Origin of the sequence: Morganella morganii, from assembly GCF_019242955.1 — a bacterium.
Classification (GTDB): Bacteria; Pseudomonadota; Gammaproteobacteria; order Enterobacterales; family Enterobacteriaceae; genus Morganella; species Morganella sibonii.
In genome coordinates, this window is the sequence record NZ_CP066129.1 from 1,670,178 (window position 1) to 1,688,668 (window position 18,491).

Genomic DNA, 18,491 nt, shown 5'->3' on the forward strand with positions numbered 1-18,491 from the left:
GTAAATAGGTTGGTTATTTCGCGTTTATCCCGCCATTAGATTTTCCCGGGGCGGATAATATACCTGTCACTAAAACAGGCGTAACACATCAACAGAGGGCAGACATGCTTGATAAGTTAAATGCCACGTTTGCATTCCAGCAGCAGGCACTTTCGCTGCGGGAAACGCGTCAGACAATCCTGGCATCCAATATTGCCAATGCGGATACCCCCGGGTATCAGGCACGGGATATCGATTTCAGTCATCAGCTGAAACAGGCGATGAATAACGGCACGGTGAAAAACGGCGGCCTGGTGATGGCGGTGACCGCAAAAGGTCATATCAGCGGACACGGTGCCGCAATGCCGTCAGCGGTCGATCTCAAATACCGGGTTCCGTATCAGACATCGATGGACGGTAATACCGTGGATATGGATGTTGAACGCAGTCAGTTTGCTGATAACACCCTGAAATATCAGGCTGACCTGACCTTTATTAACAGCCGTGTGAAAAGCATGCTGGCTGTCTTACAGCAAGGGTAATCACCATGGCATTACTGAGTATTTTTGATATTTCTGCTTCCGCACTGACCGCACAGTCCCAGCGGCTTAACGTCAGCGCCAGTAACATGGCGAACGCAGAAAGTGTCGCAGGGCCGGACGGCGAGCCGTACCGTGCAAAACAGGTGGTATTTCAGACCGCTCCGCAGGGGCGTTATGACATCGGCGGTGTAAAAGTCAGCCAGCTGATTGAAGACCCGGCACCGCCGCGTCTTGAATACAAACCCGGACACCCGCTGGCGGATGAAAAGGGCTATGTGCGGATGCCTAACGTGGACACTGTGGGTGAAATGATCAACACCATTTCCGCGTCCCGCAGCTACCAGGCAAACCTGGAAGTGATGAACACAGCCAAAGTGCTGTTGCAGAAGACCTTAACCCTCGGACAGTAACGGAGTGAGTCATGGGGATTAATGCAACAACCAATGACCCGGTCAATAACGATATTGATACGCAAAAAAAACCGCAGAAAAGTCAGAGTGACGATATGCGGGATACCTTTCTGCAAATGATTGTCACGCAGATGCAGAACCAGGATCCGACCAAACCGATGGATAACACGGATCTGACCAGTCAGCTGGCGCAAATTGCCACACTGGAAAGTATGAATAATCTGAATGACAGTGTCAGTGGTATATCAAAACAAATTAACTCCGGTCAGTCATTACAGGCGACACAGCTGGTCGGAAAAAATGTTCTGATCCCGGGCAGTGATTTGGTGTTGGTTCCTGTCAGCAACGATATTACCCTGGTCAAACCGGATAATCCTCTGCCGGGCGAAGATATATCAATTGCATCATTCGCCGATGATAACAAAGGTGATGACAGCAAGGATGACGATAATAACATTCAGACCGGATTTGAATCTTCTCCGTTTGGTTTCTTCCTCGCTAAACCGGCGGATAAAATCGAGATAACTATTCGCGATAAAAATAAAGGAATTGCCAGAACTATCACGATTGACGGTGAAACAAAACCGGATATCTACGACAGAACATGGGACGGGCGTAATGATAAAGGTGAGCTGGTACTTGATATCAAAGGAAAATATACCTTTGAAGTTAAGGCCAGTCTGAAGGGAGAGGAAATACCAGAAAGTAGTGTAATCAGACTGAAATACGCAAAAGTGAATGGTGTCACACCGGGTGCGGATGCACCGTTACTGGATGTGGGTATCGGCCACAGCGTGCTGCTGTCTGAGATATTTAAAGTTTATCCGGATTCTTAATTACTAAACCCAATTGTCATGGAGGTGACATGTCTTTTTCACAAGCAGTCAGCGGCCTGAATGCCGCTTCATCCGGTCTTGATTCGATCGGTAACAACATTGCCAACTCCGCAACCAACGGCTTTAAAGGGGCGCATGCGTCTTTTGCTGATATGTTTGCCGGTTCCGGTGTGGGTCTCGGGGTTAACGTTGCGGCGGTTTCCCAGAACTTCAAAGACGGTGCTATCACCCGTACTGACCGTGCCACAGACGTTGCGATTTCCGGTAACGGTTTTTTCCGTCTGCTGGATGGTAATGGTGATGTGGTTTACAGCCGTGATGGTGAATTTCACCGTGACAAGAGCGGTAACCTGGTCAACAACCAGGGCATGATGGTCACCGGCTTCCCGGCGGGAACTGATGCTAATGGTGACGTGACTATCCAGACCGGTGGTGTGCCGCAGCCACTGAATATCCCGACCGATATGATGGATGCCAAAGCGTCAGCCAAAGGTGAATTAACAATCAACCTGAACTCAGATGATAAAGTGCCGACGGTGGCTGCGTTTGACCCTGATAACCCTGACAGTTACAACTTCAGCACCACTATGACCACCTATGACAGCCAGGGTAATACCCATGAGGTCGCGGTTTACTTTATTAAAACCGCTGACAATAAATGGACCGTCAAAGCCAAAGACAGCAGTGATAAAACAGCGGCTGTTCAGGATCTGGGCAACATGGAATTTGACGGTAACGGTAAATTAAAAGGTACCGCTGATTTTAAATTCAACTATACAGGCTTAAACGGTGCGGATAACGGTACGATTGACCTGAGTTTCAACAAAACCCGTCAGCAGAAAGTCAACGAATCATCAGTCAGCAAAATTGATGTTGATGGTTATCAGTCCGGTGAATATACCAGCTTCAAAATTGAGAATGACGGCACCATCACCGCCAGCTATTCCAACCAGCAGAAGCGGACCGTCGGCAAAATCGCACTCTCTTCCTTTGCCAACAATAATGGTCTGGCATCCCAGGGCGGTAACGTCTGGAAAGCGACCAATGCTTCCGGTAACCCGATGGACGGCGTTCCGGGAACCGGGCAGTTCGGTAACCTGACCGGCGGTGCGGTGGAAGCCTCCAACGTGGATATGAGCCAGGAACTGATCAACATGATTGTGATGCAGCGTAACTATCAGTCCAACTCGCAGACCATCAAAACGCAGGATCAGATGCTGCAGACGCTGGTTAACTTACGTTAAGCATAAAGACAGAAGGTGGCCATGGATCACGTCATTTATACGGCAATGGGCGGCGCTAAGCATGCGCTGGAAAATCAGGCCATTGTCTCGAACAACATTGCCAACGTCTCGACGTCCGGGTTTAAGGCACAACTGTCCGCGATGCGGGCCGTGCCGGTAAACGGTGATACAGAGCAGACCCGGACACTGGTGGTTTCTTCAACACCCGGGGCGGACATGACTCAGGGACCGCTGAATTACACCGGCCGTCAGATGGATGTGGCACTTAACGAAGGTCATTTCCTGGCGGTTGCGCTGCCGGGCGGGGAAGAAGCGTATACCCGTAACGGCAGTATTCAGGTTTCAGCGGACGGTCAGCTGATGCTGGGTGATCACCTTCTGCAGGGTGACGGCGGTGCGATTGATGTGCCGCCGCACGCAGAACTGACCATCGGCGGTGACGGTACTATCACCGCGCTGATCCCGACGGATCCGCCGACGATGCTCGGACAGATTGGCCGCCTGAAAGTGGCGGAAGCGAAACCGCAGGATTTGATGCGCGGGGAAGACGGGCTGTTTCATCTTACGGCGGCGGCGCGTAACGCCAACGGCAATGAACTGCCGGTCAGTGAGCGCGGCAAAGTGTCTTCCGGCGTGCTGGAGGGCAGTAACGTCAATCCGGCACAGGCGATGGTGGAAATGATTGCCAATGCGCGTCATTTCGAGATGCAGATGAAAGTGGTTCACAGCGCGGATGAAAACGCCCAGCGGGCCAATCAGCTGCTTTCTGTGAGTTAATATTCAGTAAGGAATTATCATGATCCGTTCATTATGGATTGCCAAAACCGGGCTTGAAGCCCAGCAGACGAACCTGGATGTTATTTCCAACAACCTGGCCAACGTCAGCACCAACGGTTTTAAACGCCAGCGTGCGGTGTTTGAAGATCTGCTTTATCAGAACATCCGCCAGCCGGGTGCGATGAGCTCTGAACAGACCTCTCTGCCGACCGGCCTGCAACTGGGTACCGGTGTGCGTCCGGTGGCGACCACCCGTATTCATGCTCAGGGTGCGCTGAACAAAACCGGCACCTCTACCGATATCGCCATCAGCGGACAGGGATTTATCCATGTCCAGATGCCGGACGGCTCTGATGCGTATACCCGTGACGGTTCACTGCATCCTGATCAGAACGGCCAGCTGGTGACCTCATCCGGTTATCAGATTGTCCCGGCCATTATGATCCCGGAAGGGGCTCAGAAGATGGAAATCGGCCGTGACGGTACTGTTTCTGTCACCATGTACGGTGAAAGCCAGCCGCAGCAGGTCGGACAAATAACCCTGACCACCTTCATTAATGATGCGGGTCTGGAGAGTATCGGTGAAAACCTCTACATGGAAACCGCCAGCTCAGGTGCGCCGACAGAAAGTGCCCCGGAAACCAACGGCGCAGGCCGTCTGTATCAGGGTATGGTGGAAACATCGAACGTTAACGTGGCGGAAGAGCTGGTCAATATGATCCAGACGCAGCGTGCGTACGAAATCAACAGTAAGGCCGTTTCCGCCTCTGATCAGATGTTACAGCGTCTGACACAACTGTAATCCCTGTCCCGGCGCTGAGATTATCACCGCCGGGGCGTTTTGACTGAGACACGCACAGAACAGCAAGAGTATTAAGATGACTGAAAGCGGCATTGTTCCACGGCAGCAGGATTGCGCAAGTTTTCCTGCAACATCTGTTTGCGGGCGCGGACTGGTGACAGCGGCAGTGCTTGCCGTATCACTCAGCGGCTGTGCTTACATCAAACCCAAACCGCTGGTGGATACCCACACCACCGCGCTGCCGGCTGCACCGACTGCCCCGGCCGCGAACGGTGCTATTTTTCAGAGCGCACAGCCGGCCTACTACGGCTATCAGCCGCTGTTTGAGGACAGACGCCCGCGTAACGTCGGCGATATCCTCACCATCAATCTGCAGGAAAACGTCAGCGCCAGCAAAAACTCCTCCGCGAATGCCAACCGAGCCGGGAAAACCGGGTTTCTCGCCGCAATTCTGCCCGGCTTTATGCAGGGCTGGCTCGGCGGCGGTAATACAGAGCTGGACGTAAAAGGTAACAGTGAATTTACCGGCAAAGGCGGTGCCAATGCCCAGAACACCTTTAAAGGTACGATTACAGTCACAGTAGATCAGCTGCTGGCTAACGGTAACCTGCATGTGGTGGGTGAAAAACGGATCGCCATCAACCAGGGCACGGAATCTATCCGTTTCTCCGGTGTGGTCAACCCGCGCACCATCGGGGCGGATAACAGTGTCAGCTCAACGCAGGTGGCGGATGCCCGTATTGAATATGTCGGCGACGGCTATATCAATGAATCGCAGAATATGGGCTGGTTACAGCGTTTCTTCCTGAATGTGTCACCGTACTGAGCAGAGGTAAAGTGAGAATGAAAAAAGTACTGACCGGCCTGCTGATTGCGGTTTTGGGTGTGGCGAGTATCCCCGCACACAGCGAGCGGATTAAAGATCTGACCACCGTGCAGGGCGTACGTGAGAATGCACTGATTGGTTACGGGCTGATTGTCGGCCTCGACGGCACCGGTGACCAGACCATGCAGACGCCGTTTACCACACAAAGTCTGAATAACATGTTGTCGCAGATGGGGATCACTGTCCCGCCGGGCACGAATATGCAGCTGAAAAATGTGGCGGCGGTGATGGTCACCGCCAAAATGCCGCCGTTTGCCCGCTCCGGCCAGGCAATCGATGTGGTCGTTTCCTCAATGGGTAACGCCAAAAGCCTGCGCGGCGGCACATTGCTGATGACTCCGCTCAAAGGCGTGGACGGACAGGTTTATGCGCTGGCTCAGGGTAATATCCTGGTCGGCGGTGCCGGTGTCAGTGCCGGAGGCAGCAGTGTCAAAGTGAACCAGCTGGCCGGCGGCCGTATCAGCGGCGGGGCAACGATTGAGCGTGAACTGCCGGGCGGATTCGGTCAGAATGGCGTGATTAATCTTCAGCTGAATGAAGACAGTTTTGCGCTGGCGCAGGATATCAGTGACGCAGTGAACCGTCTGAACGGCTTCGGCACAGCGACACCACTGGACTCCCGTACCGTACAGTTGCGCGTACCGCCGAGCAGCAGTGATCAGGTGCGCTTCCTGGCGCGGGTGCAGGATCTGAATATCCGTCCGCCGCAGAATGAAGCCAAAGTTATCCTGAATTCCCGTACCGGCTCGGTGGTCATTAACCGGACTGTCACCCTCGACAGTTGTGCGGTCGCCCACGGCAGCCTCGCGGTGACAGTTGATCGCGAGACTCAGGTCAGTCAGCCGGATACCCCGTTCGCCGGTGGCCAGACCGTCGTGACCCGCAATACCAATGTCGGGATACGTGAGCAGGACGGTACACTGAAGAAAGTGAATGCCGGAGCGAATCTTAATCAGGTTATTCAGGCACTCAATACATTAGGCGCCACACCGACTGACCTGATGTCGATTTTACAGGCGATGGAAAGCGCCGGTTGTCTGCGGGCGAAACTGGAGATCATCTGATGAGCGACATACAGTTGATGCAGAGTGCGGCCTACGATGTGCAGTCGCTGGGCAGCCTGAAACAGCAGCTGAATGAAAAACCTCAGGAGGGGCTGCGTCAGGTGACGCAGCAACTGGAGGCGACCTTTGTTCAGATGATGCTCAAAAGCATGCGCGCCGCACTGCCGCAGGACGGATTATTCTCCAGCGATCAGACGCGGATGCTGACCAGTATGTATGACCAGCAGATAGCCCAGAACCTGTCAGAAAAGGGGCTGGGCTTCGGCGATATGATGTATAAGCAGCTTTCTGCGGGTAATGAGCCGGATCTGCCGCTGCGTTCGTCGATGATGCCGCTGGATGATGCCACCGTTATTCAGTCGATGCCGCAGCAGGCGATGGCACAACTGATGCGGAAATTCAGTTCCGCGGGGGATGCGCTGAGTTCACCGTTGAAAAAAGTGCGCGAACTGGGGCTGAACAGTCAGAATTTCATTGCAAAACTGACAGCACCGGCGAAAGCGGCGTCACAAAAAAGCGGCGTGCATCATCTGCTGATTCTGGCGCAGGCCGCGCTGGAAAGCGGCTGGGGTAAGCGGGAAATTCTGACCGCTGACGGCAAAACCAGTCACAACCTGTTTGGTATCAAAGCCGGAAAAGGCTGGGAAGGGCCGGTCACCAATATCATGACCACTGAGGTGATCAACGGCAAGACCATCAAAATGCGGGATAACTTCCGGGTTTACGGCTCTTATGAAGAGGCGATTGCCGATTACACCCGCCTGCTGACTGAAAATCCGCGCTATCACGGTGTGAAACAGGCAGTCAGTCCGGAGCAGGCCGCACAGCGTCTGCATAAAGCCGGTTACGCCACCGATCCGGGCTATTCGGACAAACTGATTGTCCTCATCAATCAGATTCGCGGCACGCCGGCGGCGGCACCGGTCGCTTCACGGGCAGTACAGGCATACACACTCGATCTGAGTGACATTTTCTGACTGTTTCCGGCGTAAAAAAAATAGAGTGAAACACTAAATTTTTGCGCCGTCTTTCCGATAACCAAGTAAGACATAATTTTAAACGGATGCTATCTGCGCTGCATTTTCAGTAAGTCGCCGGGAAAGCAGTCGCCAGAGAAAGGAAAAGCACATGCTGAATAATGTAATGAATAACGCATTAAGCGGAATTAACGCGGCCCAGGGCGGGCTGAGTGTTATTTCCAACAACCTGGCTAACGCCGGGGTGGGCTATTATCACCGTCAGAGTGCGGTATTCGGTGAAAACCCGGGCACCATGACAACCAACGGCTACTTTGGTAACGGCACCTATTTCAGCCATGTCCGCCGTGAGTTTGATGAGTTCGTCAATGGGCAGTATAACAATGCGCGTTCCCGCAGTGGTGACTATGAAGCGTACATGAAAAATGCCTCTGGTGTGGATGACTTGTTATCTAACAGTACGGATGATATTGCCGGGATGCTGGGCAGTTTCTTCACCTCTCTGGACGAAGCGGCCAGTGATGCCAGTGATAAAACTCTGGTGGATGTATTTCTCGGTAAAGCCAAGGCGATGGTCGGGCAACTGAAAGAATCTGATCGCCGGCTGCGTGAAATGGATAGCGATGTAAATCATCAAATTGATAATAAAATCAATGATATTAATACCTATGCAGAAAAAATTGCCAAACTGAATGAGCAGATCAGTAACTCCCGTGCGACTACCGGTGCAGAACCGAATGATCTGCTGGATGTGCGTGACCGCCTGGTCAGCGAGTTAAATTCGGTTGTCGGCGTCAAAGTGATCGAACAGAACGGTAACTTTAATGTTTCCTTTGCGAATGGTCTGCCGCTGGTGACAGGCGGACGCGCTAACCGTCTCGAAGCAGTGGCATCCAGTACGGATGACAGCCGTCTGAGTGTCGGTTTTATTGATTCTTCCGGTAACGTCCGCGAAATCAAAGATGAACAAATTCGTGGTGGTGAACTGAGTGGTGTTCTGCGCTCACGCCGTGAAATTATCGACCCGGCAAGACAAAAACTGAATCAGATGGCGCTGGTCTTTGCGGAAAAATTCAATGAGATTCACCGTAAGGGTTATGATTCCAAAGGTCAGACAGGTAAAGATTTCTTTGCTGTCGGCGGTGGTAGTGCGGTAGGTAACTCCCATAACAAAGGTAAAGCTGATTTTGATATTAAATATGGTGATACCTCTCAGATAACCGGCAGTAACTATGATGTCAGTTTTGACGGTACCAACTGGAATGTGACCAAATTACCGGAAGGTACGGCTGTGAATGCGAATTTCGATGCTGCTTCCGGAACACTGAGCTTTGATGGCATGGATATTAAGATCAGTAATAACACAGCACAGGCGGGCGATAGTTTTCTGCTCAAGCCGGTGGATAATGTTATCGGCGGTATGAATACCCTCATCACTGATGCAGCAGATTTTGCCGCAGCAGATAGTACTGGCGGCGACAGTAACAATGAAAACATTAAAGAGCTGGTGAAATTACAGGATCAGAAACTGGTTGGCGGAACATCAACGTTGTCAGATTTTTATGCATCACTGGTTAATGACGTGGGCAGTAAAGCGAGCCAGGCTCAGATTGACTCTGAGGTTCAGAATAAACTGACGGTCAGTTTTTATGAGCAGGAACAGGCTATTTCAGGCGTCAATACCAACGAAGAAAGTGTTCAGATGCAGAAAATGCAGCAATTCTTTAATGCGAATGCCAAAGTGCTGTCGACTGTTGAGGACTTATTCAACGTTCTGATGCGTGCATTCTGATTTTGAATTAAGAAGGAAATTATCATGCGTTTCAGTACCAATTTAATGTTCAGTCAGCGTGTAACAGATATGAACAATGCCACTGCGCGCTGGATGGAAGCAGGCAGTAAACTGGCATCCGGTAAAAGAGTCAGTAAACCTTCGGATGATCCTCAGGCATCTGCACAGGCAGTACGGGTCAGTCAGTCTGAAACCCGCAACCAGCAGTATGCATCCACCCGCGGCTATGCCAAAACCGGGATGACGTTGCAGATGAGCATTTTATCGCAGATGAATGAAGTCTCCACGCAGATAGATACGACGGTGATTCAGGCATCCAACCAGGGAGCACTCAGTGACAATGACCGGGCATCATTGGCTGAGCAGTTACAGGGGCTGAAAGATCAGCTGGTATCTCTGGGGAACACGACGGACGGTAACGGACGTTATATTTTTGGCGGTTATGAATCAGGTACCCCGCCGTTTGAGGTGGATGCAACGACCGGTGACGTGCTGTATAAGGGGGGGGGATAAATCCATTACCCAGAACGTGGGCAGTGACCGTGAAATGATCAGTTATTTCGCCGGATCGGAAGTGTTTGCCACGACTACCAACGCGAAAGGCGAAAAAGTTGCTGATATGTTCACCGCGATTAACAAAGGTCTGGATGCCCTGAAGATCCCTCAGCAAAATGCCTCACAGGCCGATCTGGACAAAGCAAAAGCCGGCATGGAAGAAGCAAACCGCGGGGTGAAAGCCGGGATGGAAAAAATCTCCAATATTGAAGCTAAACAGGGTTTACAATTACAGGAAATTGACAGCCTGGACTTCCTCTCCCAGACCCGGAAAATCCAGAATGAAAGCCGTCTCAGTGGCCTGGTCGACACCGACTGGACCAGCACGGTGTCGAATTACCAAAAAGAAATGGCGCTGTTCCAGGCCTCACAGGATATCTTTAAAGATCTCAACAGCATGTCGCTGTTCGGTCGTTAAACTATCCGTATGCAGTACTGAATTCCTTTGGCCGTCCCTGCGACGGCCTTTTTTTGTGCCGGATACGGCTCAGCGCACCGGTGCTATCACCCAGTGATCCGGGAATTCCGCTTCCGGTTTCAGCTCTTCGGTCAGAAAATCCATAAATGCACGGATACGCGGTGAATGGCGGGTATCTGCCGGACAGGCAAGATAATAGATATGTGAGACATTGGCGTACTCTTCCAGGACCCGCACCAGTTTTCCGCTTTCCACCGCTTTATGCGCGATAAAATCATGCATCATCGCCGGGCCGTTACCGTCAACCGCCATATAATAAGCTGCCATCACATCCTCAAAAAAGGCCAGATCGCCGGTGGTTTCGACATGTACCACTTCATTATTGATCACCAGCGGCCATGGCAGCGGGCGGGTATGTTCCGGCAGGTGCATCTGGAGGCAATTATGATGGACCAAATCATCAGGGGTGTTCAGCGGAGGCGCATGTTTCAGATAGTCCGGCGAGGCCAGGATCCAGAACCGGGCATAATCGATTTTGGTTGCCACCCAGTCCGGCAGGCGGTTAATCCAGCTGGTGACCACCACATCACACTCCGTGGTTTCCTGATTCAGGATACGGAAGCGCAGATGAAAATCGACCTCTATCTGCGGGTAACGGTGACGAAATTTAGGCATCAGCGGAAACACTTTGCGGTAAGCATAGTCATTCGGCAGGCTGACGCGGATTTTCCCGGCCGGAATGGTACGCATATCCAGCAGCGTTTCTTCGGCGGTATACATAGCCTGCAATGCGGTTTTGCAGTAACCGAGATACTGTTCACCGGCTTCTGTCAGGCGGATATGTCGTGTGGAGCGCAGAAACAGCGCGCTGCCGAGCTTCTGCTCAAGCCGTAATATGGTTTTACTGACGGCTGCCGGTGAAATATTCATGGCTTTGGCAGCACCGGTAAAGCTTTTCAGTTCAGCAGCACAGCAAAACAGTTCCAGTGTTCCCAGCATCAGGTCATCAAAATGGCGCGGCATTATTAACCTCAGGTTGGTAATGAAGTGATATCAGGGTAGTTTATTTCACGCAACGAAGAAATATAATAATTTACATCAATTGCAAGTATTAAATCATAATCACAGGCTATCTATGAAACCACAACAGCGAACTGCCATCATCACTGATGCAGAAAGTTGTCTGGGGAAAGCATTAGTCAGAACACTGCTTGATGAGCATTACAATGTGATCGGAATATTCAGCAGTGAAGAGAATAAACAAAATTTTTTACAGGAATTGGATAATAAAACCGCATTTCTGCCTGTTACCGGTGAAAGCCACTGCATCGATTTTGCCGGACAACTAATACAGCAGGGTATTATTAACTTCGGAAATATCGATATTATTATTCATAATTCCGGTGCTTTTCTCAGCAAAACTTATGAAAAGACGACGCCGGATGATTTCATGCATTTAATAAACAGTAATATTTATAGTTTATTTAATCTGAGTCAATTGGCGATTAAAAACATGTTGAAAAATCACGGTGGTAAAATTATCGTGGTAACCTCCTGTATTGCCCTGCAACCGTCACAAAAAATACCCGCCGCACTGAGTGTGCTGGCAAAAGAAGGTGTGCACGGACTGGTCAGAGCACTGGCGCTGGAGTATGCGAAGAAAAACATCCGCGTGAATGCAGTGGCTCCGGGGTATATCGCCGGGGCAGCAAATACAGAACTCAATCAGGATTTTATTAATTTAGTATCACCGGCGGATAAAGTCGGAACCATTAATGATATTATTGAAAGCATTCGTTTTCTGCTGAAGTCTGACTATATTAACGGCACTATCATGCCGGTTGATGGCGGATATTCAGCAGGTAACTGGTAACCGTGTTATTTCTCAAGTCGTTTTCCGGATTATACACAGCAATATTCATTTGTACGCCATTACCGGAGCCGGTAATCACTTTCTCGGTGATTACCGGTTTTTTTATTAACAGGGGGTAGCGGATATTTATGCGGTTATGACGCCGGATATGAGTCAGAAGCAGTTACTGTAAAGCAAACAGATTTAAAATAAGTGATAGCTGCTCGAACGCCTGATGGATCACGCGTTCGGTAAATCCCGGCAGAACGGAAATAATCAGACCCATCATACTGATACCGACAGTCAGTGTCAGCGGAAAACCCACCACAAAAACAGACAGCTGCGGTGTCATCCGGTTCAGAATACCTAATGCCAGGTTAAGAATCAGGAACAGCGTGATAAACGGTAATGCCAGCATTAATCCGTTGAGAAAGATATGGTTAGCGGCTTGTACCAGCATACGGAACCCCTCGCGGTTGAGCGGGGTGACCTGTACCGGTATGAGGTCAAACGAACTTATCACGATGTGGATCAGCCACAGATGCCCGTCAAACGCGAGAAACAGCAGCAGGGTGATAAGGTTGAGTATCCGCGCCAGAATCGGCATGTTCGGCCCGCCGCTCGGGTCGAAAAAGGTGGCGAAAGATAAGCCCATCTGAAGACCGATCACTTCACCGGCGTGACGGACAGCGGCAAATGCCATCTGCATGGTCAGTCCCATCGCCACACCAATAACCACCTGCTGTAAAATCACCCATAAACCGGGAGCGGAAAACAGCGGGATATTCACCACCGGCAATTGCGGGGAGACAATCAGGACAGTAAAGAATGCCAGCATCACCCGCACTTTACTGATCGATTGCTTTTCATTGAAAAACGGTGCTGTTCCCAGCAGTGCCAGTACCCGGATAAACGGATAAAATCCCTGGCTGAGCCACAGCGTCAGTGTTTCACTGGTGATACTTAGCATAGGTCAGCCGATAATGAACGGCAGATTGGTTAACAATGTGCGCATGTAGTCAGTGAGCAGATTGAGCATCCACGGGCCGGCAATCACAATCACACTGATAACAGACAGAATTTTCGGAATGAATGACAGGGTCATTTCATTCACCTGTGTGGCAGCCTGTAAGAGGCTTATCAGCAGACCGGCGGCCAGCGCGGCCAGCAGCAGCGGGGCTGCCAGCATCAGGGCGATTTTCATGGCTTCAGTGCCCATCGCCATTACGGATTCCGGTGTCATATTCTCTCCTGACTAAAAAAAGCTTTGTGATAACGAACCGAGCAGTAACTGCCAGCCATCCACCAGCACAAAAAGCATCAGCTTAAAGGGCAGGGAAACCGTGGCGGGCGGTACCATCATCATCCCGAGCGCCATCAGTACACTGGCCACCACGAGGTCAATAATCAGGAACGGAATAAACAGGGTAAAGCCAATCTGAAAAGCGGTTTTCAGTTCACTGGTAATAAAGGCCGGGATCAGGATACGCATCGGCACATCTTTGGCTTCCTGAATCTCACCGGTTTTGGCGATACGGGCAAACAGCGCCAGGTCATTTTCGCGCGTCTGGCCGAGCATAAAGGTGCGCAGCGGTGCGGTGCCCCGGTCAAGGGCCGTTTCCAGACTGATTTTGTCTTCACTGAACGGACGGTAAGCATCTTCGTAGACTTTATCGAAGACCGGCGACATCACAAAAAAGGTCAGGAACAGGGCCAGACCCAGCAGAACCTGATTGGGGGGCGCGGAGGGCGTTCCCAGGGCGTTGCGTAATAATCCCAGCACGATAATGATGCGGGTAAAACTGGTTGTCATCAGCAGCAGGGCAGGAATAAAGCCCAGCAGTGTCAGAAACAGCAGGGTCTGAACCGGCAGAGACCAGCTCTGGCCGCCGTCCGGCAGCACATGACTGACGACACCCGGTAATGAAGCGTGAGCCTGCGGAACCAGCAGAAACAGAGCGAGAGCCGGAATGGCGCGTTTGAACAATAACATCATGAAAAATCTCAGCGTGGTTCGTCAGCCGGTGCCGCATTTTTACCGGCGGCACGTTTGGTTTTCAGCAGCGCCTGAAAGGCGGAAGGGGCATCGGTCACCGCAGCCGGATCGGCCGGGCAGCGGTGCAGCAGATTAACCGACTGCGCGGTGACGCCCAGTACCAGCCACTCTCCCTGAATTTCCGCCACCACCAGGCGCTCTTTATTACCCAGAGAGCAGGTGCTTCTGACTGTCAGCAGCGGGTTTTTCCCGGCCAGTTTTGCCGTAAAACCGAATTTACGGATAAACCAGGTCAGACCGAGGATCAGCAGGATAATGCCGCTGAGGGCACCGGACACCTGAATCAGGCTGTCCGTGCTGTTAATTGCCTGAGAACCAACGGCAGGCGGCGTCAGGGAAACAGAAGAAAAAACGGCACTGTCTGCCGTTTTCTCTGCGGCCGGTAAAACGGGGTTTCCGGAAGCGGTCGGTGTCATATCAGCGGCTCAGACGACGCATACGTTCTGACGGGGTGATAATATCGGTGATGCGGATACCGTAATTATCGGAAACCACCACCACTTCACCCTGGGCAATCAGATAGCCGTTGATCAGGATATCCAGCGGCTCACCGGCCAGTCCGTCCAGTGCCACCACAGAGCCCTGGGATAAACTCAGCAGCTTCTTGATGGTCATTTTTGTCCGGCCCAGTTCAACAGAGAGACGGACAGGGATATCCATAATCAGATTGATATCAGACAGCTGATTCAGCGGATTCTGGCTGTCGAGATTATCAAACGCCTGGCTGCTCCCGGTTTCTGTTTTTTTTTGTTGTTCCATTGCTTCTGCCCACAGAGACTCGCCATCGTGTTCCGGGTTCATATCAGGAGTGTTGTTCGCCTCACTCATTGGTTTTTTCCTCGTCCAGAGTGTTTAATACAGGATTAATCAAATGTTCCACACGCAACGCATACTGCCCGTCCCGGGTGCCATACTGGCTGGTCAGGACAGGTACGCCATCCACACTGACGATCAGGCGATCCGGTTTCTCCACCGGGATCACATCCCCTTTTTGCAGTTGCAGTAATTTTGAAATCCGCAACGGGATTTCAGCAAAGTTCGCCACCAGCTCCAGCTCGGAATGTTTCACCTGAGTGACCAGGCTGGAAACCCAGGCTTCATTTTCCTGATGACCGTGTTCCATCGGCGGGTTAATCAGCCGCTCGCGGATAGGTTCAATCATTGCGATCGGAATACAGATGCTCAGCTCACCCACGGTATTGCCGATTTCCACCAGGAAAGAGGTGGTGACCACGATATCGTTGGGGGAGGTGGTGATATTGGTGAATTTCACCTGCATTTCAGAACGCACATATTCCACATCCAGTTCAGCAATCGGCTTCCAGGCATCGCGGTAGGCATTCAGTGCCAGCTTCAGCATGCGGTGGATAATACGCTGTTCTGTATTGGTGAATTCTTTGCCTTCAGAACGGACCGGAAAACGGCCGTCACCGCCGAACAGGTTATCCACGGCGATATAGACCAGTGCCGGTTCAAAGGTGAACAGCGCCGTTCCGCGCAGCGGCGGCATATGCACCAGGTTCAGGTTGGTCGGCACCGGCAGGTTGCGGGCAAATTCATGATAAGGTTCAATTTTGATACCACCGACGGTGATATCAGGGCTGCGGCGCAGCATATTGAACAATCCCATCCGGAACTGACGGGCAAAGCGCTCGTTAATAATTTCCAGGGATTGCATACGCTCGCGGATCACGCGGCGCTGGGTATTCGGGTCATAAGGGCGGACTTTGTCCTTACCCTTACCCTGTGCTGTATCGGCAGGCTGCGGCTCTGACGGCGAGTCACCATTGAGCAGCGCGTCTATCTCTGCCTGAGATAAAATATTATCGCTCATCAGTTTTACCGGAGAATAAAGGTGGTGAATAACACATCCGAAATTTCCTGATCCGGCTGTCCCTGTACTAATGTCGGGGCTAAGGTGGTTTTAACTGCCGTCATCAGCCGGAGTTTGCCGTCGTGGGTGCCGAGGACCTGCGGTGATTGCTGAGAGAGCAGCAGTAACAGGCGGCTGCGGACTTCCGGCAGATATTCATGAAGCTGTTTGCGGGAACGCTCATTGGCCAGGCGCAGTGTCATATCAATATACAGCACACGATCACGGCCGTTATCCGCACCGGGAAGGTTCACGGTAAACGGTTCAATGCCCATAAAGATAGGCTCAGGCATGTTGGCCCGTATTTCGTCTGCGGTACCGGCGGTGGTGTTGTCCTGCTGAGAAGACCACCAGCTGTAACCCCCGAAACCTGCTCCTGCGAGGGCAATCAGGGCGAAGATAACCAGTAACCCGGTATTGGAACCTTTTGAGGCATTGCGTGAAGACGACATGTTAACTGAATTCCTATTTCTTGATAGCAAAACCCGTCAGGGGTTTCATACTCTGTAAGCCCGTCCATTATGGCGTGCTTCTGAAGGACTAAAGGGGGGAAAAACGAAGCAAAAAGGCGGTAACTCGGGGCTTTAGTCCCTGTACCGCCGTTATGCGCTGAAATCAGGCGAAGGTATCGATCCCGCCGCGGGCGCGGGCATCGTGAAGTGCCGCAGGACGGGAAATGGTATCTGTGCTGATATTTACACCACTGATACCACCGGCGGATGCCACGGCATCAGCACTGTTACTGCTGTGACGATCGTCACCGCCGCTTTGCTGATCACCGTGATATTCCTGCCCGACGGAACTCTGTGCCAGGTGAATGCCGCTCTCCTGAAGGGCGTTACGCAGAACCGGCATCATGGATTCCATAGCAGCACGGACGTGGCTGTGCGGAGAAACAAAGTGCATAACCGCCTGATTATCCTCAATTTTAAGATGGATATTCAGTGAGCCCAGTTCTTCCGGATGCAGACGCAACTGTGCCTGCTGCAATCCCTGACGGGAGAAATAGAGCATATTCTGACTGACCTGCTGCTGCCACAACTCACTGCCGAGTTGGGCGGTCAGCTGCATGGCGGGCTGAGCCACCGGCGCATTTGTCTGAGCTGAGGTACTTTGTGCCGCAGTTGGCATCAGTGCCGGGCTCTGCACAGCAGTATGACTGCCCGGCGCGGTTATCGTCTGAAAGGCGCAGCTTTCTGTTTTGATGCTGAATGCGCTCTTGCTGTTATCGGCGCTGTTATCAGCGGCGGAAGCCAGAGATAACGGCACGGAGGTATCCGCGGATTTCTTATTCAGCGGCAGGAAATCATCCGGCAGCGTGTTCTGATCCGGTTTTTGGGCATCGGTCAGTGAAAAACGCGGCTGATCCACGCGCGGTTTGGATTTATCATCAACAAACAGGGTGCGGGCATCATTATTTTCATCCGTAAGCAGAGGCTTATCACTGGTCTTCGTCAGCACCTCTTCCGGCAGATCTGTGGTTTTGGCGCTGTTTTTTCCGCTGTCATCAATATGCAGCTTTGTATCGGCAGCCGCTTTATCCGCAGTGCGGCTTTCGCGTCCGGTCAGCCGTTCTTTCAGCAGCGCAGCCAGGGCATTGTCCGCTTCACCTTCTGTCAGCGGTAATGCAGGTGCATCATCCCCGGTGGTCAGCAGTTTTGCATCCAGCGCCGGCGAGGCCGTATCTCCGGCAAGGCGGCGTGAGAAATTCAGCTGTGCCATCGTATCCGCACCGGTCTGTTTTCCCTGCGCAGCAGCCGTTTTGCTGTCTGCCGCCTGTTTATGTGCAGCATCGTTGCGGGTTTGTTTCACTGCATGTACTGCCTGTGCCGGTTTTTCCGGGCGCGGCTGTTGTGCATCCATCACTGCCTGAAACGGCAGGGCGGTTGCCTGTACATCTTCCGCACGCGGTGATTCCTGTTTATTCAGTGCATTGTCAGCGGAGCTGACGGCTTTGGTACCGGCGTTGACATCCATTAACGGGTTCTCCATAAAGTCGCGCGCTGGGCAAATTCATCCATCTGTTTTTGCTCCAGCCGGTTTTGTCGTTGATTTTTTGCATGATCCGCACGGCGGATCAGCGTATCGAAGGCATTGACGCGCTGCTGTTTTTCCTGCCAGTGACGGTTGGCATCACTGACCCGCTGCTCCCACAATGTCAGCTGGCCCTGCTGCTGCTCAATAGTCAGCTCGAGCGTGACCAGAAACTGCTGATAGTTCTGCCATTTATCGGCAGCCATTCCGGTATGCAGTGTCTGATTCAGTTTCTGCCGGTAATCTGCCTGATAATTCTCCAGCATGGTCAGCTGCTGACTCATCTGCGTGTGTGTCTGACGAACCTGCGCCAGCACTTTAGCCGCCTCTTCGGCGGCATCTTCGGCCAGATTTAACAGTGTGGTGAGTGCATGCGTATTTGACATTGATGACC

23 protein-coding genes are annotated in these 18,491 nt (G+C 51.9%); 13 read left to right on the forward strand and 10 right to left on the reverse strand.

Translation table 11 applies throughout. The features are described from left to right. The first annotated feature begins 104 nt into the window (after window positions 1–104). From flgB to JC793_RS19895, 12 genes are all read left to right on the forward strand, one after another. Entirely contained in the window at window positions 105–521 is a 417-nt protein-coding gene (flgB, locus tag JC793_RS07590; protein ID WP_218428033.1) for a flagellar basal body rod protein FlgB, read from the forward strand. Between the two features lie 5 nt (window positions 522–526). Further along, window positions 527–931: a flagellar basal body rod protein FlgC gene (gene flgC / locus JC793_RS07595; RefSeq protein ID WP_004236840.1), complete on the forward strand. Its 405-nt coding sequence runs from the start codon at window positions 527–529 to the stop codon at window positions 929–931. An 11-nt stretch (window positions 932–942) separates the two neighbouring features. Continuing rightward, window positions 943–1,767: a flagellar hook assembly protein FlgD gene (locus JC793_RS07600; RefSeq protein ID WP_218428035.1), complete on the forward strand. Its 825-nt coding sequence runs from the start codon at window positions 943–945 to the stop codon at window positions 1,765–1,767. Between the two features lie 29 nt (window positions 1,768–1,796). Next, window positions 1,797–3,011 (forward strand): flagellar hook protein FlgE, encoded by a 1,215-nt coding sequence (flgE, locus tag JC793_RS07605; RefSeq protein WP_218428037.1) that lies wholly within the window; start codon window positions 1,797–1,799, stop codon window positions 3,009–3,011. A gap of 21 nt (window positions 3,012–3,032) precedes the next feature. After that, on the forward strand, window positions 3,033–3,788 hold the full coding sequence (locus JC793_RS07610; protein ID WP_218428039.1) for a flagellar basal body rod protein FlgF: 756 nt from the start codon (window positions 3,033–3,035) through the stop codon (window positions 3,786–3,788). Between the two features lie 19 nt (window positions 3,789–3,807). After that, on the forward strand, window positions 3,808–4,590 hold the full coding sequence (gene flgG, locus JC793_RS07615; protein WP_046892427.1) for a flagellar basal-body rod protein FlgG: 783 nt from the start codon (window positions 3,808–3,810) through the stop codon (window positions 4,588–4,590). Window positions 4,591–4,666: 76 nt separating this feature from the next. Next, window positions 4,667–5,416 carry a flagellar basal body L-ring protein FlgH gene (locus JC793_RS07620; RefSeq protein ID WP_218428041.1) on the forward strand — a complete coding sequence of 250 codons (750 nt, stop codon included), beginning with the start codon at window positions 4,667–4,669 and terminating at the stop codon, window positions 5,414–5,416. 17 nt (window positions 5,417–5,433) lie between these two features. After that, window positions 5,434–6,540, forward strand: coding sequence for a flagellar basal body P-ring protein FlgI (locus JC793_RS07625; RefSeq protein ID WP_218428043.1), 1,107 nt, complete (start codon window positions 5,434–5,436; stop codon window positions 6,538–6,540). Beyond that, the gene (gene flgJ / locus JC793_RS07630; RefSeq protein ID WP_052927386.1) at window positions 6,540–7,517 is read left to right on the forward strand and encodes a flagellar assembly peptidoglycan hydrolase FlgJ; all 978 of its coding nucleotides are present in this window, start codon (window positions 6,540–6,542) and stop codon (window positions 7,515–7,517) included. Before JC793_RS07625 ends, flgJ begins: the two co-directional genes overlap by 1 nt. Window positions 7,518–7,668: 151 nt before the next feature. Beyond that, on the forward strand, window positions 7,669–9,309 hold the full coding sequence (flgK, locus tag JC793_RS07635; protein WP_218428045.1) for a flagellar hook-associated protein FlgK: 1,641 nt from the start codon (window positions 7,669–7,671) through the stop codon (window positions 9,307–9,309). A gap of 24 nt (window positions 9,310–9,333) precedes the next feature. Continuing rightward, a complete protein-coding gene (gene flgL, locus JC793_RS19890; RefSeq protein ID WP_489886178.1) occupies window positions 9,334–9,822 on the forward strand; it encodes a flagellar hook-associated protein FlgL in 489 nt (162 codons plus the stop codon). A gap of 61 nt (window positions 9,823–9,883) precedes the next feature. Beyond that, entirely contained in the window at window positions 9,884–10,282 is a 399-nt protein-coding gene (locus JC793_RS19895; protein WP_489886179.1) for a flagellin family protein, read from the forward strand. A 69-nt stretch (window positions 10,283–10,351) separates the two neighbouring features. Here JC793_RS19895 and JC793_RS07645 read toward each other — a convergent pair whose 3' ends face one another. Then, on the reverse strand, window positions 10,352–11,305 hold the full coding sequence (locus tag JC793_RS07645) for a LysR family transcriptional regulator (RefSeq protein WP_218428047.1): 954 nt from the start codon (window positions 11,303–11,305) through the stop codon (window positions 10,352–10,354). Window positions 11,306–11,417: 112 nt separating this feature from the next. Here JC793_RS07645 and JC793_RS07650 point away from each other — a divergent pair, with 112 nt between their 5' ends. Continuing rightward, a complete protein-coding gene (locus JC793_RS07650) occupies window positions 11,418–12,155 on the forward strand; it encodes an SDR family NAD(P)-dependent oxidoreductase (RefSeq protein WP_218428049.1) in 738 nt (245 codons plus the stop codon). 163 nt (window positions 12,156–12,318) lie between these two features. Here JC793_RS07650 and fliR read toward each other — a convergent pair whose 3' ends face one another. The 9 genes from fliR to fliJ form a co-directional block, all read right to left on the reverse strand. After that, window positions 12,319–13,104, reverse strand: a complete 786-nt coding sequence (fliR, locus tag JC793_RS07655; RefSeq protein ID WP_218428051.1) for a flagellar biosynthetic protein FliR — start codon at window positions 13,102–13,104, stop codon at window positions 12,319–12,321. Between the two features lie 3 nt (window positions 13,105–13,107). Continuing rightward, entirely contained in the window at window positions 13,108–13,377 is a 270-nt protein-coding gene (gene fliQ, locus JC793_RS07660; RefSeq protein ID WP_046892418.1) for a flagellar biosynthesis protein FliQ, read from the reverse strand. 12 nt (window positions 13,378–13,389) lie between these two features. Further along, complete coding sequence (gene fliP, locus JC793_RS07665; RefSeq protein ID WP_218428053.1) at window positions 13,390–14,130, reverse strand: flagellar type III secretion system pore protein FliP; 741 nt, start codon at window positions 14,128–14,130, stop codon at window positions 13,390–13,392. A gap of 8 nt (window positions 14,131–14,138) precedes the next feature. Then, the gene (fliO, locus tag JC793_RS07670; RefSeq protein WP_218428055.1) at window positions 14,139–14,606 is read right to left on the reverse strand and encodes a flagellar biosynthetic protein FliO; all 468 of its coding nucleotides are present in this window, start codon (window positions 14,604–14,606) and stop codon (window positions 14,139–14,141) included. A 1-nt stretch (window position 14,607) separates the two neighbouring features. Further along, a complete protein-coding gene (gene fliN, locus JC793_RS07675; protein WP_218428057.1) occupies window positions 14,608–15,018 on the reverse strand; it encodes a flagellar motor switch protein FliN in 411 nt (136 codons plus the stop codon). Then, window positions 15,011–16,024 carry a flagellar motor switch protein FliM gene (gene fliM / locus JC793_RS07680; protein WP_218428059.1) on the reverse strand — a complete coding sequence of 338 codons (1,014 nt, stop codon included), beginning with the start codon at window positions 16,022–16,024 and terminating at the stop codon, window positions 15,011–15,013. The genes fliN and fliM overlap by 8 nt, the downstream gene beginning before the upstream one ends. Window positions 16,025–16,029: 5 nt before the next feature. Continuing rightward, window positions 16,030–16,515, reverse strand: coding sequence for a flagellar basal body-associated protein FliL (fliL, locus tag JC793_RS07685; protein WP_218428061.1), 486 nt, complete (start codon window positions 16,513–16,515; stop codon window positions 16,030–16,032). Between the two features lie 163 nt (window positions 16,516–16,678). Then, window positions 16,679–18,040, reverse strand: a complete 1,362-nt coding sequence (locus JC793_RS07690; RefSeq protein ID WP_218428063.1) for a flagellar hook-length control protein FliK — start codon at window positions 18,038–18,040, stop codon at window positions 16,679–16,681. Next, window positions 18,040–18,483: a flagellar export protein FliJ gene (fliJ, locus tag JC793_RS07695; protein ID WP_046892412.1), complete on the reverse strand. Its 444-nt coding sequence runs from the start codon at window positions 18,481–18,483 to the stop codon at window positions 18,040–18,042. The genes JC793_RS07690 and fliJ overlap by 1 nt, the downstream gene beginning before the upstream one ends. Window positions 18,484–18,491 lie beyond the last annotated feature (8 nt).

Excerpts from the sequence above, each read along its gene's own strand:
- flgB (WP_218428033.1), top strand. The coding sequence starts at position 105 with ATGCTTGATAAGTTAAATGCCACGTTTGCATTCCAGCAGCAGGCACTT.
- flgC (WP_004236840.1), top strand. The coding sequence starts at position 527 with ATGGCATTACTGAGTATTTTTGATATTTCTGCTTCCGCACTGACCGCA.
- JC793_RS07600 (WP_218428035.1), top strand. The coding sequence starts at position 943 with ATGGGGATTAATGCAACAACCAATGACCCGGTCAATAACGATATTGAT.
- flgE (WP_218428037.1), top strand. The coding sequence starts at position 1,797 with ATGTCTTTTTCACAAGCAGTCAGCGGCCTGAATGCCGCTTCATCCGGT.
- JC793_RS07610 (WP_218428039.1), top strand. The coding sequence starts at position 3,033 with ATGGATCACGTCATTTATACGGCAATGGGCGGCGCTAAGCATGCGCTG.
- flgG (WP_046892427.1), top strand. The coding sequence starts at position 3,808 with ATGATCCGTTCATTATGGATTGCCAAAACCGGGCTTGAAGCCCAGCAG.
- JC793_RS07620 (WP_218428041.1), top strand. The coding sequence starts at position 4,667 with ATGACTGAAAGCGGCATTGTTCCACGGCAGCAGGATTGCGCAAGTTTT.
- JC793_RS07625 (WP_218428043.1), top strand. The coding sequence starts at position 5,434 with ATGAAAAAAGTACTGACCGGCCTGCTGATTGCGGTTTTGGGTGTGGCG.
- flgJ (WP_052927386.1), top strand. The coding sequence starts at position 6,540 with ATGAGCGACATACAGTTGATGCAGAGTGCGGCCTACGATGTGCAGTCG.
- flgK (WP_218428045.1), top strand. The coding sequence starts at position 7,669 with ATGCTGAATAATGTAATGAATAACGCATTAAGCGGAATTAACGCGGCC.
- flgL (WP_489886178.1), top strand. The coding sequence starts at position 9,334 with ATGCGTTTCAGTACCAATTTAATGTTCAGTCAGCGTGTAACAGATATG.
- JC793_RS07645 (WP_218428047.1), bottom strand. The coding sequence starts at position 11,305 with ATGCCGCGCCATTTTGATGACCTGATGCTGGGAACACTGGAACTGTTT.
- JC793_RS07650 (WP_218428049.1), top strand. The coding sequence starts at position 11,418 with ATGAAACCACAACAGCGAACTGCCATCATCACTGATGCAGAAAGTTGT.
- fliR (WP_218428051.1), bottom strand. The coding sequence starts at position 13,104 with ATGCTAAGTATCACCAGTGAAACACTGACGCTGTGGCTCAGCCAGGGA.
- fliQ (WP_046892418.1), bottom strand. The coding sequence starts at position 13,377 with ATGACACCGGAATCCGTAATGGCGATGGGCACTGAAGCCATGAAAATC.
- fliP (WP_218428053.1), bottom strand. The coding sequence starts at position 14,130 with ATGATGTTATTGTTCAAACGCGCCATTCCGGCTCTCGCTCTGTTTCTG.
- fliO (WP_218428055.1), bottom strand. The coding sequence starts at position 14,606 with ATGACACCGACCGCTTCCGGAAACCCCGTTTTACCGGCCGCAGAGAAA.
- fliN (WP_218428057.1), bottom strand. The coding sequence starts at position 15,018 with ATGAGTGAGGCGAACAACACTCCTGATATGAACCCGGAACACGATGGC.
- fliM (WP_218428059.1), bottom strand. The coding sequence starts at position 16,024 with ATGAGCGATAATATTTTATCTCAGGCAGAGATAGACGCGCTGCTCAAT.
- fliL (WP_218428061.1), bottom strand. The coding sequence starts at position 16,515 with ATGTCGTCTTCACGCAATGCCTCAAAAGGTTCCAATACCGGGTTACTG.
- JC793_RS07690 (WP_218428063.1), bottom strand. The coding sequence starts at position 18,040 with ATGGATGTCAACGCCGGTACCAAAGCCGTCAGCTCCGCTGACAATGCA.
- fliJ (WP_046892412.1), bottom strand. The coding sequence starts at position 18,483 with ATGTCAAATACGCATGCACTCACCACACTGTTAAATCTGGCCGAAGAT.